This window comes from Micromonospora sp. NPDC050784, assembly GCF_044456765.1.
Classification (GTDB): domain Bacteria; phylum Actinomycetota; class Actinomycetes; order Mycobacteriales; family Micromonosporaceae; genus Micromonospora; species Micromonospora foliorum.
Genome location: NZ_JBITGG010000010.1, coordinates 176,913 through 193,707 on the forward strand (window position 1 = coordinate 176,913; position 16,795 = coordinate 193,707).

The 16,795-nt window shown below is 71.3% G+C and carries 16 protein-coding genes and 2 pseudogenes; 1 reads left to right on the forward strand and 17 read right to left on the reverse strand.

From position 1 onward, the window contains the following. Positions 1 to 9: 9 nt before the first annotated feature. The 4 genes and pseudogenes from ACIBD9_RS16195 to ACIBD9_RS16210 all read right to left on the reverse strand — a co-directional run bounded on the left by ACIBD9_RS16195 (position 10) and on the right by ACIBD9_RS16210 (position 2,543). Positions 10 to 504 (reverse strand): hypothetical protein, encoded by a 495-nt coding sequence (locus ACIBD9_RS16195; RefSeq protein ID WP_396718294.1) that lies wholly within the window; start codon positions 502 to 504, stop codon positions 10 to 12. A gap of 207 nt (positions 505 to 711) precedes the next feature. After that, positions 712 to 1,102, reverse strand: a pseudogene (locus tag ACIBD9_RS16200) (ACT domain-containing protein). A gap of 75 nt (positions 1,103 to 1,177) precedes the next feature. Continuing rightward, on the reverse strand, positions 1,178 to 1,636 hold the full coding sequence (locus ACIBD9_RS16205) for a hypothetical protein (protein WP_387175126.1): 459 nt from the start codon (positions 1,634 to 1,636) through the stop codon (positions 1,178 to 1,180). 169 nt (positions 1,637 to 1,805) lie between these two features. Then, positions 1,806 to 2,543, reverse strand: coding sequence for a hypothetical protein (locus tag ACIBD9_RS16210; protein WP_238657411.1), 738 nt, complete (start codon positions 2,541 to 2,543; stop codon positions 1,806 to 1,808). Between the two features lie 163 nt (positions 2,544 to 2,706). On the opposite strand from ACIBD9_RS16210, the gene ACIBD9_RS16215 reads away from it, so the two are divergent. Next, positions 2,707 to 3,924 (forward strand): arginine deiminase, encoded by a 1,218-nt coding sequence (locus ACIBD9_RS16215; RefSeq protein ID WP_396718296.1) that lies wholly within the window; start codon positions 2,707 to 2,709, stop codon positions 3,922 to 3,924. Positions 3,925 to 4,062: 138 nt separating this feature from the next. Here ACIBD9_RS16215 and ACIBD9_RS16220 read toward each other — a convergent pair whose 3' ends face one another. The 13 genes and pseudogenes from ACIBD9_RS16220 to ACIBD9_RS16280 all read right to left on the reverse strand — a co-directional run bounded on the left by ACIBD9_RS16220 (position 4,063) and on the right by ACIBD9_RS16280 (position 16,760). Then, positions 4,063 to 4,950 (reverse strand): DUF5926 family protein, encoded by an 888-nt coding sequence (locus ACIBD9_RS16220; RefSeq protein WP_396718299.1) that lies wholly within the window; start codon positions 4,948 to 4,950, stop codon positions 4,063 to 4,065. Positions 4,951 to 5,009: 59 nt separating this feature from the next. Next, complete coding sequence (locus ACIBD9_RS16225; RefSeq protein ID WP_396718300.1) at positions 5,010 to 5,429, reverse strand: ATP-binding protein; 420 nt, start codon at positions 5,427 to 5,429, stop codon at positions 5,010 to 5,012. A gap of 67 nt (positions 5,430 to 5,496) precedes the next feature. Next, the gene (locus tag ACIBD9_RS16230; RefSeq protein ID WP_396718302.1) at positions 5,497 to 6,951 is read right to left on the reverse strand and encodes an ATP-binding protein; all 1,455 of its coding nucleotides are present in this window, start codon (positions 6,949 to 6,951) and stop codon (positions 5,497 to 5,499) included. A gap of 54 nt (positions 6,952 to 7,005) precedes the next feature. Beyond that, positions 7,006 to 7,794: a glycerophosphodiester phosphodiesterase gene (locus ACIBD9_RS16235; protein WP_396718304.1), complete on the reverse strand. Its 789-nt coding sequence runs from the start codon at positions 7,792 to 7,794 to the stop codon at positions 7,006 to 7,008. 10 nt (positions 7,795 to 7,804) lie between these two features. Beyond that, positions 7,805 to 8,140 (reverse strand): rhodanese-like domain-containing protein, encoded by a 336-nt coding sequence (locus tag ACIBD9_RS16240; RefSeq protein ID WP_387175115.1) that lies wholly within the window; start codon positions 8,138 to 8,140, stop codon positions 7,805 to 7,807. Between the two features lie 58 nt (positions 8,141 to 8,198). Further along, positions 8,199 to 9,101, reverse strand: a complete 903-nt coding sequence (locus ACIBD9_RS16245) for an LCP family protein (RefSeq protein WP_396718307.1) — start codon at positions 9,099 to 9,101, stop codon at positions 8,199 to 8,201. Between the two features lie 236 nt (positions 9,102 to 9,337). Further along, a complete protein-coding gene (locus ACIBD9_RS16250) occupies positions 9,338 to 10,606 on the reverse strand; it encodes an LCP family protein (protein WP_396718310.1) in 1,269 nt (422 codons plus the stop codon). Between the two features lie 159 nt (positions 10,607 to 10,765). Then, a complete protein-coding gene (locus tag ACIBD9_RS16255) occupies positions 10,766 to 11,992 on the reverse strand; it encodes an LCP family protein (RefSeq protein WP_396718312.1) in 1,227 nt (408 codons plus the stop codon). Positions 11,993 to 12,067: 75 nt separating this feature from the next. After that, positions 12,068 to 13,045, reverse strand: a complete 978-nt coding sequence (locus tag ACIBD9_RS16260; RefSeq protein WP_238657854.1) for an NAD-dependent epimerase/dehydratase family protein — start codon at positions 13,043 to 13,045, stop codon at positions 12,068 to 12,070. Positions 13,046 to 13,136: 91 nt separating this feature from the next. Then, the gene (locus ACIBD9_RS16265; RefSeq protein WP_396718314.1) at positions 13,137 to 14,828 is read right to left on the reverse strand and encodes a cation acetate symporter; all 1,692 of its coding nucleotides are present in this window, start codon (positions 14,826 to 14,828) and stop codon (positions 13,137 to 13,139) included. Next, the gene (locus ACIBD9_RS16270; protein ID WP_396718319.1) at positions 14,806 to 15,171 is read right to left on the reverse strand and encodes a DUF485 domain-containing protein; all 366 of its coding nucleotides are present in this window, start codon (positions 15,169 to 15,171) and stop codon (positions 14,806 to 14,808) included. The genes ACIBD9_RS16265 and ACIBD9_RS16270 overlap by 23 nt, the downstream gene beginning before the upstream one ends. 175 nt (positions 15,172 to 15,346) lie before the next feature. After that, positions 15,347 to 15,898, reverse strand: a pseudogene (locus ACIBD9_RS16275) (flavin reductase family protein); the annotation flags it as partial. Next, the gene (locus tag ACIBD9_RS16280) at positions 15,861 to 16,760 is read right to left on the reverse strand and encodes an alpha/beta fold hydrolase (RefSeq protein ID WP_396718321.1); all 900 of its coding nucleotides are present in this window, start codon (positions 16,758 to 16,760) and stop codon (positions 15,861 to 15,863) included. The gene ACIBD9_RS16280 and the pseudogene ACIBD9_RS16275, both read right to left, overlap by 38 nt. Positions 16,761 to 16,795: the final 35 nt, after the last annotated feature.

The following is a 16,795-nucleotide window of genomic DNA, read 5'->3' on the forward strand; positions in this document are numbered from 1 at the left end:
CCGATCAGCCTACGCACCCGGTCCGTTGGCCGGGCCGGCGTCGCAGGCGAGGGTGCGGATCCCGGCCGGACCGGTGGCGCGTACCTCGATGGTGCAGACGTCCGTGCCGGCGGTGACCAGCACCGGGGCGCTGGGCCTGCCCCGGGTGACCACCTGGAGTTCCTCGTGCCCGGTCACCGTCAGCACGGTGAACTGCCAGTCGCCGGCACAGAGCGGCCCGGTTCGGACCTGGACCCGGACGTTCGCCGGCAGCACTGCGGCCCGACCGCGCAACAGTTGCAGCACCCGCTGCCCGGTCGGCCCGTTGCGGCAGGCCGTCGCGACCAACCCGGCGTCCGGGGTGGGCGTCACCGTACCGAGGGAGGGTGCGGTGGCCGGCGGGGTCGGGGGCGCGGTGCTCGGGCCGGGCGTCGTCGGGGTCGCGGTGTGGGTGGGCACAGCGGTCGGCTCGCCGAGCCCGGGTGGGGCGCCACAACCGGCCAGCGCCGCGACGGCGAGCGCCATCGGCAGGATCCGGGCGATGGCCCGGACAGGACCGTGATCGGCTGCCCGGCCAGGATTCGCCGGTGGGGTGTGGATCGTCGGCCGCGGTGAGGGGGACGCGGGGCGGGGCGGGGTGAACGGCACGGGCCGATCCTCGGGACATCGGAGAATTCGTCGCGGCCGGGGTGGCCGAGCCCATCGTAGGGTGAGCGGCCGATCGGGTGAAGGTCAGCCGGTGACGCGATGCCCGGCGCGCTGGAGCGCGGCCGTGCCCTCGGCCAGCCGGACGGTCGGCACCAGCAGGTAGTCGGTGTCGAACGTGGAGAACGTGACGGCGCTGACCCGTGCCTCGGCGAGCGGGTCGACGAGGGCGGCCAGGCTGCCGGCGCCGGCCGGCGCCACCGGGGCGGTGACCCGTAGACAGCGCCAGGTCGTCTCCACCACGGCCTGCGCCGGTGCCCGGTCGGTCGGGCAGATCACGGAGATCCCGTCGGCGGTCCAGCTCACCGTCACCACGTCCGCGCCGCGCAGCCCGCTCGACAGCGCGTACGGCAGGGTGGTGCCGGCGGCCAACCGGCACACAGCGTATTCCCCCCGGCAGTAGTGCGATATCGAGCATGAGGGCACCCTACGGCCTTCGTACGGGCCCACCCCGGCAACACCGCGTGCGGTGAAGGACACACTCCGCCGCAGGTCAGACCTCGGAGAAGAAGGTGAGGGAGCCGGCGACGGTGCCGTCGGTGAGCACCGGGGTGGAGATCGCGTCGACGGTCGCGTCGGAGCTGTTCGCCGAGGCGGCCTGCACCCGGAGTAGGCCACGGGCGAGTCGGCCGGAGGAGAGCGCCAACAGCGGCGGGATCTTGTCGATCTCGGCTTCGGTCAGCTCGCCCCGGTTGGCGGTGAAGTCGAGCAGGCGTAGCCCGCCGTCGAGCAGCGGTCGCCCGATCAGCCCGTCCGGCTCACCGAGGCAGAGCAACTCGCAACCGGCCGTGGAGATCGCCACCACCCGGGTGTCGGCGTCGATCAGCAGACACGGCTCGTCGGCCCGGGAGACTGTCGACGACCATTGGCCGACGTTGTCGGACTCCGGCTCTGTCGAGGCCCGCGCCGCCGGCACGAACGCTTCCGAGAGCGAAAGTTCGACGTGGGCCACCGCGCCTCCTATGTGCACCGATCGACTGTCCACGCTAGCGGGTCGCCGACGGAATCACCGAGCGCACCGGGTCACCGGGACGCGCAGCGTGAACCGAGGCGACCGGTGACGGCGCGGAGACCGGTGAGGTGAACGGGGGGACCGGAGCCGCGTGGCGTCGCCGGTGACGTTACCGGCGGTGGGCCGGCTTGTCAGCGGCCGTTCGGCCCTCGTCGTACCACCGGTAGTCGGCCGTTGGACGGTACGTGCCGTTCAGCCAGGTGCCGGGGTGCTGTGCGACCCGGGAAAGCTTCTCGGCTGTGGCGGGGCTGATCCGGCTGCCACCGGCCACGAGCAGCCGGTCCAGTTCGCGGTGGGTGGCCATCAGACAGTCCTTCGGAAGGCCGTAGACGCTGATCACGCCGGAGCCGACGAAGGTCAGCACCGGAGTCACCGGTACGGGCAGCCCCACCGCGTCGGAGAGGGCCTTGCTGGCCCGCTTGGCGTCCCGACGGGACTCGGCCACGTACGGGGGCCGCTTGCCGTTGATCTGCACCACGTCTCCGGCGACGAGCACCCTGGCCCGGCCGTGGTCGGCGATGGTCACGGCGAACAGACCGCTCGGCCCGATGGCGAGGAACCCGGCTCGGTCGTCCTGACCGCGGTCGAGGACGTCCGTCACATCGGTGCGCGGCCACTCGATCACGTGCCACGCGGGCCCGAGATGGTCGAGTTGGCCCAACGCCCGGGCCCCGGCCGCCTCCAGGCGGCGTGCACCCCGCTCGGCCCGACGGCGGCGGGCCCATTCGAGCGGTGTCGGACGGACCGGTTCGAGAACCCCCGGCGCCTCGACGCGGGGGTGTGGCACCGCCACGGGCGGCAGTGCCCGAGCGGACGGTACGGCTCGTCGTGCGGGAAAGACAGTCATCGCGACCTCCGGCAAAAGGTCCCTCGAAGTTATGTCCTCACTACCCTACGTTGCCACTACCGGTGTTCGGCAAGCCGGAGCGCCGGAGTGACTGTGGATGAATGCCATATTCATCCACAGTTCTTTTGTCGGATGCCGCTAAACCCTGCCCTACGCTGCGGGAGTGACCCACTACGTCGACAGTGAAGTCGGGCGGCTCGGCACCGTACTGCTGCACCGGCCCGGCCCCGAACTGGCCCGGCTCACCCCCCGCAACAACGACTCGCTCCTCTTCGACGCGATCCCCTGGGTGGGGCGCGCCCAGGAGGAGCACGACGCGTTCGCCGCGGCCCTGCGTGAGCGCGGCGTCGAGGTGCTCTACCTGGCCACCCTGCTGGCCGAGACGCTCGCCGTCGCGGACGCCCGGGCCGAACTCACCGAGCAGGTGCTGCGCTCCCGACGGCTCGGCGACACCCTGCGCGCCCGCGTCGCCGACCACCTCTCCTACCTGGATCCGGCCGCCCTGGCCGACGTCCTCACCGCCGGGCTGGCCCACGAGGAGTTGCGGATCAGTTCGGAGCGACCGGGTGGCCTGGTCTACACGCTGATGGACCGACACGACTTCGTCATCGACCCGCTGCCCAACCTGCTGTTCACCCGCGACTCGTCGCTGTGGATCGGCGACCGGGTCGGCGTCACCAGCCTGGCCATGCCGGCCCGCCGCCGCGAGACCACCCTGACCGACGCCATCTACCGCCACCACCCCCGGTTCGCCGGCACCGAGTTCGTCTACCGCCCGCACCTGGAGCACCTGGAGGGCGGGGACGTGCTGCTGCTCGCACCCGGGGTGCTGGCCGTCGGCGTGGGCGAGCGGACGACCCCGGCCGGCGCCGAGCGCCTCGGTCGGCAGGTCTTCGGCGCCGGCCTGGCCCACACCATCCTGGTGGTGCCGATCGCTCAGAAGCGCGCCACCATGCACCTGGACACCGTGTGCACGATGGTCGACGTGGACGCCGTCCTGATGTATCCCAACATCGCGAGCACGCTCTCCGCGTACACAGTGATCGCCGGCGCGGACGGCGAGGACCCACGGGTGGACGGGCCGGCACCGTTCCTGCGGGCCGCCGCCGACGCGATGGACCTCGACCTGCTCCGGGTCATCGACACCGGGCTGGACCCGGTCACCGCGGAACGCGAGCAGTGGGACGACGGCAACAACACCCTCGCCCTGGCCCCCCGGCTGTGCGTCGGCTACGAGCGCAACACGGAGACCAACGCCCAACTGGAGCGCGCCGGCATCGAGGTGATCCCGATCGCCGGCTCGGAGTTGGGCTCCGGCCGGGGCGGACCCCGCTGCATGTCCTGCCCGATCACCCGCGACCCGCTACCGGTCGCCGGCTGAACGCGCGCCGACCGCGCCCACCCGTCACCCGGCGCGCGGGACGACCGCGCCCGCCGCCGGGCTGAGCGGGACGACCGCGCCCGCCGCCGGGCTGGAGCGGGACGACAGCGCCCGGGTGAGCGGGACGGCGGGGCCGGCTCAGCGCAGGGTGAGTTGGCGGCCGAGCAGCCCCTGACGGGCCCGGCGGGCGGCGGCGTCGAGTGGGTCGGTGACGGTGAGCGCCTCCGCGTACCGCTTGGCGAACTGCGCCACCGGCTCCTCCCACTCGGCCGCCGGGGTCTCCTCCGGCAGGTCCCAGACCGGCACGAGCCGACCGTGTGCGCGGAACATGCCGGCGAACTTGGTCTGCTCGCCGAGCGGCAGGGTGCCGGCCGCGCCGAGTCGGGCCAGGGCGTCCAGGGCGGCGTCCTCGTCGTCGGGCAGCACCCAGCGCACGTGGGCCTTCTCCGGGACCTGACACCAGTACGCGGCCTTCGCCGCGGTCAGCCGCACCGTGGGGTAGATGGCCGCGTTCGCCCGCTCCAGCGACGCCTGGACGGTCGGATCGTCGGCCGCCCCCGGGTCGAGCCAGAAGTCGAAACCGTCGTGCATGGTGATGTCCAGCGGACCGTCCACGAGGATGTCCTGCAGCCGTGGGCCGGGGCCGGGCAGTGGCGGCACGGTCACCTGGCCACCCGGCTCGGTACGCAGCGCGCTGAGCAACGCGTCGGCCAGATCCCGGGAGACGTCGCCGGACTGCTGGTGGCGCTGGAGACCGATCAGCACGCGGCCGTCCGGCTTGGTGATCGCCGGGGCGGCCATCGGCAGCACCGTGGCGAGCGTCGCCGCCCGGTCGCCGAACTCCTCGACCAGGGCGGGCGCCAGCCGCAGCGGGGCGGAGGCGGCGGGCACCAACTCGCGCAGCGCGATCCACTCGGACTCGTCGACCAGCCCGTCGAACGGACGCGGCACGAAGACGTCCCGTACCTTGTCGCGACGGGGGGTGGTGTCGGCGGCGGTGCGCTGGCTCTTTCGACGCTTACTCACGGCGTCACAGCCTAGAGCCCCGAGCGGCAGGCCGTGGCCGGGACCCGCCCGAGCCGTCCTCAGCCCGCCGGCACCAGGTCGGGTCGGGGGGTCGGCACCGGGTCGAACTCCGCCCAGACGCGCTGGCCCATGCCGTCCTGCTCGACGCCCCAGCGAGTGGCCAGGCCGGCCACGATGTGCAGCCCGCGCCCGTCCGCCGCGTCCGGGTTGGCGGTTCGGAGCCGGGGCCCGGCGCTCGCGCTGCCGCCGTCGGTGACCCGCAGCTGGATCAGTGCGCCCTCGGTCGAGGGCCGCAGCCGCCAGGCAACCCGGATCACGCCGCCGGGCAGCGGCCTGGCGTGCCGCACCGCGTTGCCCACCAGCTCCGCGAGTACCGCGATCAGGTCCGCGAGGAGCGTCGGGGGTACGACGTCCGCCAGGTCGGCGGCGAGCCGGTGTCGGGCCAGCCGTGCCCCGCCCGGGTGGTGGGGAACCACCACGCACCAGGCTCGATCCCTCGCTGCCACTGCCGCTGCCACCGTCGCCTCCACGTCGCGCCACCCTTGGTCAACCGCGTGGTAGCCGCACCTCTGCGACCGTACCGCCGCCGGTCCTCGGTCGTAGGGATACCCATCCATTCTGTTGTTCAACGATCCGGCGGACGAGATAGAGGCCCAGCCCGGCACCCGGGTAGCCGCGGCGGTCGCCGGACTCGCCCTGCCAGAACCGGTCGAACGCCCGCTCCACGTGCTCGGGTCGGATGCCGATGCCCTGGTCGCTGACCCGGAACGCGACCAGTCGACCGTCGCCCGAGGCGGTGATCTCGATGGGAGAGTCCGGTGCCGAGTACTTACCGGCGTTGGTGGTCAACTCGGTCAGCACGGTGGCCAGGCTGGGCCGGTGACCGAGCGCCTTGGGGAGATCGCTCGGGAGGCGGAGCACCAGCCGGCGGCGCAGCTCCGCCGGCAGGTCCACGACGGCGGAGCGCAGCGCCTCGCCGAGGTCGAACGGGGTGGGAGGGTCGTCGCCCGGCCCCGCCTCGGCCGCCGAGCTGAGGAGACGGTCGACCAGCCGGGCCAGCTCGTTGGCACGCTGCCCGATCACCCGGGCCGCCTGCCGTCGGTCGACCTCGGTCAGCGACTCCCAGTGGTCGGTGAGGGTGTCCGCGTACCCCTTGATGACGGTGACCGGGGTGCGCAGCTCGTGGCTGGTCACGGCGACGAACAGCTCGCGGTCGTGGTCGCGGCGCTGCTGGTCGGTGATGTCCCGGAAGGTGACCACCCGCAACATGCCCGGACCGGGCAGGTCACCGGAGGTGAGCCGCAGCCAGCGGCCGTCCGGCATCCGGTGGTCCCGAACCTGCCCGGAGGGTGGCAGCGGAAACGGCAGCGGGCGGCTCAGCGCCTGCTCGACCGTCCGGCCGGTGACCTGGGCCGCGGCCGGGTTCCAGAGCCGGACGTGCCCGTCCCGGTCGACGACGGCCAGCCCGTCGGCGAGGGCCGCCACCACCGGACCGTCGCCGTGGACCGGCAGGCCAGTCTGGTCGCCGTACATGTGCGCGACGCAGGACGCGAGGTAGGCGACCACGCCCTGCTGCTCGGCGTCGGGCTCGTCATCGCCCGGATAGAGGGCGTGCAGACTGCCGACGGTGTGACCGCCGATCTCGGCCCGGGAGACCACCATCCGGCGCAGGCCGCTGCCGGCCAGTTCGCCGGCGAGGTTGCCGTTGAGGTCGCTCACCCGCGCCTGGCGTACCCGTGGTCCGGAGAGCAGGCAGACGGTGTCCGGGTCGTCGACTGCCAACGGCCGGCCGAGGGCCCACTCCGCCGCGCCGGTCGCGGCGATGACGCGGCCACCGGTCGGACCGAACTCGACGAACGCCATCCCGGTCGCGCCGAGCGCCGGCTGGGCTACCCGGAGCAGCCGGGCGAGGACCGGCAGGCCGGCGTCCCCAGAGTTGATCATCTCGATCACGACGGTGTGGCCGGCGAGGAGAGCGGGGAAATCGATACGCTCCGGCATGTGCCGAGTCTGCCCCGCCGAGCCGGTTTTGGGCACCCCCGCCGGGCGCTGGGGTCAGCGGTCCAGCCGGGCGAGGGCGTACGCCGGCCGGTCGGTGATGATCCCGTCCACCCCGGCGGCCAGCACCAGTTCCAGGTCGGTCGGCTCGTTGACCGTCCAGACGTACACCTGGTTGCCGGCCGCGCGCAGTGCGGGCAGCAGCTGCGGGCGGGCCCGGACCAGGCCGATGCCCGGCCCGGCGATCCGGGTGCCGAACGGCAGCCGCCCCAACCGCAGCCAGCGCGGCAGCACCTCCAGCAACAGCACGGTGGGCAGCGTCGGGGCCAGCTCGCGCACCCGACGGACCGCCAGTGGGGAGAACGACATGACGGTGACCTGCACCGGGTCGTCCGGCGCGGGGTCGGCCAGCCCGTACCGGCGCAGCAGGGTGACCAGTCGCCGTTCCACGTTCGAGCGGTAGCGGGACGGGTGCTTCGTCTCGACCAGCAGCCGGACCGGCCGGCCGGCGGCCAGCACCGCGTCCAGGAGCCGGGCCAGCGTCAGCAGCCGGGTGTGCGACTCGTCCGGCGGCAGGTCGCCGTTCGGCGCGCCACCCGGGTGCCACGAACCGAAGTCCAGGGCGTCCAGCTCGGCGAGCGTACGTGCGCTGACCAGACCGCGACCGTTGCTGGTGCGGTCGAGTCGTCGGTCGTGCACGCAGACCAGGTGCCCGTCCCGGGTCAGCCGGACGTCGCACTCCAGGCCGTCGGCACCCTCGTCCAGGGCGCGCAGGTACGCGGCGAGGGTGTGCTCGGGTAGGTCGAACGAGGCGCCGCGGTGCGCGAAGACCAGTGGCCCGCCCATTCCGCCGGCCTCAGATGACCTGGCCGGGCTGCCCGTTAGCGTCGACCACCGGTCGGCCGACGGCAGCCCACTGGCGCATCCCGCCGTCGGCGTTGCGCACCTGCTCCCAACCGTTGTTGATCAGGTAGGCGACGACCTGGGCGGAACGCCCACCGGAACGGCAGACGACCGCCACCTCCCGGTCGGCGGGCACCTCGGCCAGTCGGGCCGGCAACTCCATCATCGGCAGGTGGTGGGCGGTGGGCGCGTGGCCGGCCGCCCACTCGTCGTCCTCCCGCACATCCAGCAGGTAGGTCTCGTCGGCGATCTCGGTCACGGGCACGGTGGGAACCTGGGGTCCGAACACAGGAAGCAACACTAGATCCTCGTGGCCCGGTTCAACACCGACCGGGCCGTCGGTACCGTCACAACCGGGTCACCCAGCGCGGGTTGGCCTGCGCCCAGGCCGGCACCCGCGTGCCGCGAAGCGCCTCGAAGAGCCCGTTGCCCCCGTTGTCCAGCACCACGTACGAGACCTCGTCGATGGTCTGCGGCGAGGAGGGCACCTGGACGCCACGCATGCCGTCGGGCGGCAGCGCGCGCAGCGCGAGGAGCAGGTCCTCCAGGGGTACGCCGTTGGTGTCGACGGTCAACGAGCCGCCGACGGCCCGGAGCACCTGGTCGAATTTGACGGGGTTGTTCCGCAGGTCCGCCTTGCCGGCGCTGTCCAGCATCGCCCGGAGCAACTGCTGCTGGTGGTGTTGCCTGTCGTAGTCCCCGCCGGGCAGGTCGTAGCGCTGCCGGACGTAGTCCAGCGCCTGCGCCCCGTCCATCCGCTGGCAGCCGGTGGGGAAGACACGGTTGGTGTGGATCGAGCGGACCTCGGTGTCCACGCACATCTCCACTCCGCCGAGCAGGTCGATGACCTTCCGGAAGCCGGAGAAGTCGATCAGCGCGGCGCCGTCGAACCGGATTCCGGTGAGCCGGTTCAGGGTGGCCGAGAGCAGTTGGGCGCCGGCCTGCCCGCCGCCGCCGTGCTCGTACGCCGCATTGATCTTGTCCTGGCCGCCGCCGAAGCCGTTCGCGGGCGGGATGGCGACCAGCAGGTCACGCGGGATGGAGACCAGGTACGCCTCCCGCTGCCCGGCGGGGACGTGCACGATGAGGATGGTGTCCGAGCGTTGGTCCGGGCCGCTGTCGCCGGGGCGCCGGTCGGAGCCGACCAGGAGGTAGTTGAGCGGCCCGTCCAGGTCGGTGCGGTCGGTGCGGGCGTCGGGGTCGAGCAGTTGCTCCTTGGTCACCGTGCGGTCGTACCGGTGGGTGAGCATCTTGAGCCCGGCCGCGGCGAGCCCGGCCAGCAGGACGAGGACCAGGCCGACCCCGAGCAGGATCCGCGAACCCCGGGCGCGAGGTGACCGGGCGGGCGGGGTCGCTCCGGCCCGGCCCGCTGCGTTCCGTCCCCACCTGGACGTGACCGCCTCCCCGCAGCCGATACGTGAAACCTGCTCACGTCAGGCTACGGGCGGTGAAGTGGCCGTCGCTGGCTTTCCGCGACTACCGGCCGCTACTTGCGGCTGGAGATCACCTCGGGGTGGGTGAAGACGAACTCGGCGAGTTTGTCCTGCTTGACCGCCCGGAACATCGCCATCGTCTCTTCGCTCAGGCCCTCGGTGTTGTTGTTGTTGGCGTGGAAGGTGCCGTTGTTGGTCTTGAGCATGGTCAGCTCGTTGCCGGTGACCCCGCGCATGGTGAAGATGAAGTCCTCGATCGGCACGCCGCCGGTGTCCAGCACGAACGCCTTGCCCGCTGCCTTGATCAGGTTGTTCATCTTGGCCGGGTTGGACAACATCCCGCCCTCGGTGGCCTTCTTCGCCATCGCCTTGATCAGCTGCTGCTGGTTGGCCTGCCGGTCGTAGTCGCCGTTCTTGAGGGTCTTGCGCTGCCGGGAGTAGTCGAGCGCGGCCCAACCCTCCATCTCCTGGCACCCCTTCTTGTGCACCACCGGGGTCCGCTCCTTGCCGGTCTTCTTGGCGTCCGCGTTCCACATCGGCTTGCCGTCGACGTACGACATGTGCAGCGACTTGACCTCCTGGCTGACACAGATCCGCACCGTGCCCAGGGTGTCGATGACGTTCTTGAAGCCACCGAAGTTGATGATCGCCGCGCCGTCGAAGCTGATCCCGGTGAGTCGCTTGATCGTCTGGGCCATCAGCTGGGCGCCACCCTCCCAGCCGCCGCCGTTGGCGGCACCGGCCTGGAACGCGGCATTGATCTTGCCGGAGCCGCCGCCGTAGCCGCTCTTCTTGAACGCCGGGATCTGCGCCTCGGTGTCCCGGGGGATCGAGATCAGGTACGCCTGGTCGTGCGTGGCCGGGATGTGCAGGACGATGATGCTGTCCGAGCGGACGTCGTCGGCGGCCCAGCGCTCCCGCGCGTCCACACCGAGCAGCAGCATGTCGATCGGGCCGTCCAGGCTCGCCCCGCCCTCGGCGTCGGACTTGCCGGCCTCACCCAGCAGGTTGCCCTTCGCGATGCCGCCGGTCGCCTGCCCGATCAGCGCCTTGCTGCCGACGATGGCCACCCCGCTGCTCAGCATCAACACGGCACCGAACACCACGGTCAGCCTGGCCCAGAGCGGGTCCTTGCGCTTGGTCCGCTTCTTCGACCCACCGCCACCCGGGCGGTCGCCACCGCCACCACCGCCGCTGCCCGGCGGGCGCGAGCCCGGCCCGCCGCCCGAGGGGCGCGACTGCACGGGTATGGCCGCGGCGACTCGACCGCTTGGGGCGGTGGACCCGGGGGAAGAAGGGCGACGACTGGCCTGAACCGGCATGCGTGCTCCAGCTCGTGATCAGGAGGGGGCGGCACCACTGTACGTACATCAAATCGACTTGGCGAGTTCATCCCGGGTCAATCCGGACGTCGAATTTCGTAGACTCAGTCGATCGTCGCCGCTCGATGATCCGAACGGCTGGTGCCCGTCGGGCCGCGATCAGCCACCGTCGTTGCTCTTCGGCGGGTTGGCCTTGACCCAGTCGGCCATCGTGTCCGCCGACATGGCCTGGTACATCGCGAGCGCCTTCTCCCGGTTCGACACCACCACCGACTCGCCGTTGATCGTCTCGCTGCCCGAGTTCGGGCTGGTCACAAAGGTGAGGTTCTGGCCGCGCAGGTTACGGAACTGCAGCGCCATGTCTGTAACCGAGAAAGACTGGTCGACGGTTACGGCCGCGGTCACCGATTTGAGGAAGTCGTTCAACTTCTTCGGGTTCGCCAGCGTGCCGGTGCTGGCCGCCTTGTCCATCAGTGCCCGAAGGAACTCCTGCTGGTGCCGCATCCGGGCGAAGTCTCCGTCCGGGAACTGCTTGCGCTGCCGGATCCAGTCCAGCGCCTCCGAGCCGTCCATGTGGTTGGTGCCCTTGGTGAACGTCCGGTACGGCTTGTGGATCGAGGTGATGGTTCGCTCCACCTTCAGGTCCACCCCGCCGAGGGCGTCGGTGACCTCCTTGAAACCGCCGAAGTCGATCGCCATCACGTGGTCGATCCGCACGTCGGTGAAGCACTCCACGGTGCGTACCGCAAGCGGCAGCCCACCGAACGCGAACGCTGCGTTGATCTTCGCGCGCGAACCGGAGCCGCAGTCCGCGCCGGCGCTCTCCGGGATCGGCACGTACAGGTCCCGGGGGATGGAGACCAGATACGCCTCCTGGTGGTCGGCCGGGATGTGCATCACGATGATCGTGTCGGCACGCCACTGACTCTTGCTGTCGACCGGCGCGTCCGGGTCCCGCGAGTCGCTGCCGACCAGCAGGATGTTCAGCGCGCCATCGACGGTCTTCGCGGGGCGGCCACCGGTGATCTCCGCGAACGGGTCGGTGCGGGCCAGGTCGCTGTTGAGGTTGCGGGCGTACAGCCAGGCACCGACGCTGCCCAGCAACGCCAGCACCAGCACCGCGATCCCGGCCACGAGGGCGATCCGACCCCAGCGCGGTCGCGGGCCACGCCGCCCCGGCCCACCGGCGTCACCCGGTCCGCCAGGCCCGACGGGCCCCGCCGGGCCGCCGGAGCGGGGCTGCTCCTCGTCGTACGACGGGTAGAAGCGTGCCTCGGTCGGACGGGCACGCCCGGAGGCGCCCCGGTCGGGGCCGGGCACCGAGGCGCGGCCGGCGCTGCGGTGCAGGTACGGATGCGGGACGCCGGCAGACGAGGTCGCGGACATGTAACTCAGGGTACGTAGCGAGAGCCACCGCCGCCTTCAGGCGACACTCAGCGGCGGGCGTACGCGAAGATCCGGTTACCCTAGCCGCGCCCGGAAGTACTCGATCGTGCGTCGCAGGCCGTCTTCGGGCGCGACCGACGGCTCGTATCCGAGCAGCTCGCGAGCGAGCGTGAGATCCGGCCGACGCATCTCCGGGTCATCCGAGCTGCGGGTGACATAGGTCACCTTCGAGGTGCTGTCGGAGAGCGACACGATCAACTCGGCGAGTTGCCGCATCGTCAGCTCGTGCTCGGTGCCGCAGTTGACCGGGCCCGTCTCGGTCGAGTCGAGCAGCAGCAGGATGCCGCGCACCAGATCCTCGACGAAGCAGATGGACCGGGTCTGGTTGCCCGTGCCGTGCACGGTGATCGGCTCACCGCGCAGCGCCTGCGAGATGAAGGTGGGGATGGCGCGGCCGTCGTCCGGGCGCATCCGCGGGCCGTACGTGTTGAAGATCCGGACGATCGCCGCGTCGAGCCCGCGGTAGCGGTGGTACGCCATCGTCGCGGCCTCGGAGAAGCGCTTGGCCTCGTCGTAGACGCTGCGGACGCCGATCGGGTTGACGTTGCCCCAGTAGGTCTCCCGCTGCGGGTGCTCCTTCGGGTCCCCGTACGCCTCGGAGGTGGAGGCCATCAGGAACCGGGCGCCGTCGGCGACCGCGCGCTCCAGCAGGTGCAGGGTGCCCACCGAGCCGACCCGGAGGATCTCCACCGGCAGTTGGGCGAAGTCGGTGGGGCTGGCCGGAGAGGCCATGTGCAGGATCGCGTCGAACCGCTCGGCCAGCGCCGGGTGATGGGTCGGCAGGCCGTCGGAGATGTCCGCCTCGACGAGGGTGAAGGTCGGCCGATCCAGCAGGTGGGCGACGTTCTCCTTGGAGCCGGTCACGAAGTTGTCCAGCGCCACCACCGTGCAACCTCGGGCGATCAGGGCGTCCACCAGGTGCGACGGGACGAAGCCAGCTCCGCCGGTGACGAGGACGCGGTGACCGGAACCAAAGCGCTCAGCAACCTTCATACCGCTCAGCCTACCGACAGCCGAATTCGCGGACGGGGTCCCCTGTTGACGTCGCGCGTCAACAGGGGACCCCCTTTCAGAGGTGGCGCGGTCAGTGGGCGCCGGCGCCGGTGAGGGCGCGCACCTCCAGCTCCGCGTACTTGTCCTCGTCGTGCTCCTTGGAGATGACGGTGCCGATCCACCCGCAGAGGAAACCGAACGGGATGGAGAGGATGCCCGGGTTGGACAGCGGGAACCACTGCCAGTCGTGGTCCGGGAACATCGAGGTCGCCGCACCGGAGACCACCGGCGAGAAGAACACCAGCAGTACGGCCGAGAGCAGCCCGCCGTAGATCGCCCACACCGCGCCGGACGTGTTGAACCGCCGCCAGAAGAGGCTGTAGAGGATCGCCGGCAGGTTGCCCGAGGCGGCGACCGCGAAGGCCAGCGCCACCAGGAACGCCACGTTGAGGTTCTGCGCGAAGATCGACAGCGCGATCGACACCGCGCCGATCGCCAGGGCGGAGATCCGGGCGACCCGTACCTCCTGCCGCTCCGACGCCTCACCCTTCTTCAGCACGTTCGCGTAGAAGTCGTGCGCCAGGCTGGACGACGAGGCCAGTGTCAACCCGGCGACCACCGCGAGGATGGTGGCGAAGGCGACCGCCGCGATGATCGCCAGCAGGGCTGCCCCGCCGAGTTCGCCGCCGAAGAAGTCGAGGCCGAGCGCTTCGGCCAGCTGCGGCGCGGCGGTGTTGCCGGCCTTGTCCTGTGCCGTGATCGCCTGGCTGCCGACCAGCGCTGCCGCACCGAAGCCGAGGGCCAGGGTGAGCAGGTAGAACGTGCCGATGATGCCGATCGCCCAGAGCACGCTCTTACGGGCCGCCTTCGCGGTCGGCACCGTGTAGAAGCGGATCAGGATGTGCGGCAGGCCGGCGGTGCCGAGCACCAGGGCGATGCCCAGGGACAGCAGATCCACCTTGTTGTAGAAGGTCTGCGTCGAGTTGCCGGCGACCTCGACGCCGTACCGCAACCCGGGTTCGAGGAACGCGTTGCCCTTGCCGGAGGCCGCGGCCGCCTGGCCCAGCAGCTCCGACAGGTTGAAGTTGAACTTCGCCAACACCAGGATGGTCATCAACAGCGCGCCGCCCATGAGCAGGAACGCCTTGACGATCTGCACGTAGGTGGTGCCCTTCATGCCACCCACGGTCACGTAGATGATCATCAGTGCGCCGACCATGATGATGGTGGCCACCTTCGCGGTGGACGCGTCCATGCCGAGGAAGGTCGTCCCCGGCCGGATGCCGAGCAGCAGCGCGACAAGCGCGCCGGCGCCCACCATCTGCGCGAGCAGGTAGAAGATCGACACCGTGATGGTGGAGACCGCCGCCGCCGTCCGCACCGGACGCTGACGCATCCGGAACGCCAGCACGTCCGCCATCGTGTACCGGCCCGAGTTGCGCAGCAGCTCCGCGACCAGCAGCAGGGCCACCAGCCAGGCGACCAGGAAGCCGATCGAGTAGAGGAAGCCGTCGTAGCCGTACAGCGCGATGATGCCGGCGATACCGAGGAACGAGGCGGCCGACATGTAGTCGCCGCCGATCGCCATGCCGTTCTGGAAGCCGGAGAAGGACCGGCCGCCCGCGTAGAAGTCGGTAGCCGTCTTGGTCTGCCGGCTGGCCCAGATGGTGATGGCCAGGGTCACCGCCACGAAGACCAGGAAGAGCGTGATGGTCAGGTTGCGGGCGGTGTGGTTGCCCGCCTCAGCCGCGAGGAACGTCTCAACCGCGTGAACCGTCTTCACGGGTCACCTCCCCGATCTCGGCGCGGATCCGGTTTGCGATGGGGTCGATCTTCCGGTCCGCGTACCGGGAGTAGAGCCAGGCGATCAGGAACGTGGAGACGAACTGGAGCAGGCCGAAGACCAGCGCGACGTTGATGTTGCTGCCGAACAGCTTCGTGCCCATGAAGTCCCGGGCGTACGCGGAGAGAATGACGTAGAGCGCATACCACAGGAAGAAAGCGACGGTCATCGGGAAGACGAAGCCGCGCAGCGCACGCCGCAGCCCGGCGAACTCGTCCGACCGTTGTACGGCCAGGTACTTGTCCGACTGGGAAGCGGCCGGAGCGGGTGTGTCCGTGGACATCTGTGGATCACCACCTTCACAGGCGTCAGAGGAGTTTCGCGCACCGTAAAGAGCGCACTCCCCGGCAGGGAAGGCTGAGATCGACGCCGGTCGGCGAGTGCGCCGAGCGGTTGGCTGGCTGCGCCAAGTGACTCAGGTCACTGCGGTGATCGGTCGCCCCGGGCGAGGCGTCCGTTCAGGCCGGCAGCTCGTGATAGCGACCGCGGTAGTGCAGCAGCGGAGCGGCCTCCTCGGCCAGGTCGACCGCTTCGATCGTGGCCTCGACCAGCAGGCCCCAGCCGTACTCCCGGGCGGTGTCCAGCCGGCACCCGGCCCAGCCGCCGGCGTCCGCCGGGACCGGCCCGTACGGCGTCTCGGTCCACGCGCCGGTGGCGAAGAGCCCGCCCGGGGCGGGGAAGAGGCCGGCGAACCGGTCGGCGAGTTGCCGGTGTGGCGGGCCGAGCGGCGTGACCGCGAACCGACCCGACTCCTCGACAGCAGCCCAGAGGTCGGACTCCGGGTCGATGAGCCCGAGCAGCCGGTCCGGTTCCCCCTCGGCCACCAGGGTGGACGAGACGGTCAGCCCGGCCGGGCCGGGCGCCGTCCAGAGGGTCACCGGCGCGGCGAGGCGACCCCGCAGCCGGCGTACCGGCGACCGCTGCCCGGTCGGCACCGCGAACGGGTCGGTGTGGTGGATCTCGGCACCCGGCTCATGATTCACGTGAAACATTGTGACCCGCCCCGCCCGTCGCCCGAACCCGACCGGCGAAGGAGCGAATCAGGGCGGCGACCTCGTCCGGTCGCGTGTCGAGCACGAAGTGCCCGCCGTCGAGCAGGTGCACCTCCGCCGCCGGCACGTCGGAGCGGTACGCCTCGGGTTCGGTGACCTCGAACGATGTGTCGTACCGACCCCAGACCACCAGCAGCGGCGGCTGGGTGCGTCGAAGCCAGTCCTGCCAGGTCGGGTACGAGGCGACGTTGGTCCGGTAGTCGTACTGGAGATCCAGTTGACGCTCGATCTCACCGGGGCGACTGAGGAAGGCGTGCTCGTCGACCCACAGGTCGGGGTCGTACCGCTCCGGGTCCGGATCTTTGCCGACGTGCCGGGTCCGGATCGCCGCCAGCGAGAGGACGTTCTCCCGGACCGCCGCCTCGTGCGCGGCCCGGTCCTGCCAGAAGGCCCGGCGGGTGCCCCAGAGCGGGCCCAGCCCGGTGTCGTGGGTCACCGCGTTCTGCACGATGAGGCCGCGCAGGCGACCCGGATCGGCGAGGACCATCCGGAACCCCACCGGCCCGCCGTAGTCCTGTACGTAGAGCAGGTAGTGCTCCACGCCGACGGCGGCGACGAAACCCGCCATCGTCTCGGCGATCCGGTCGAAGGTGTACGGGCTCCGCGGGTTCGGCGGGGCGCTGTGCCCGAAGCCGGGGTAGTCCGGCGCGATCAGCCGGAACTGGTCGGCGAGCCGGTCGAACAGCGGCTCGAACATGCGCGACGAGGACGGGAAGCCGTGCAGGAGCAGCAGCACGGGCGCGCCCGGCGCCCCCGCCTCCCGGTAGAAGACCGAGAGCCCGTCGACGACGATGCTGCGGTAGCGCGTGTGCGAGCCCATGCCGACTGCCCCCTCGTCCCCGACTGCTCGCACCA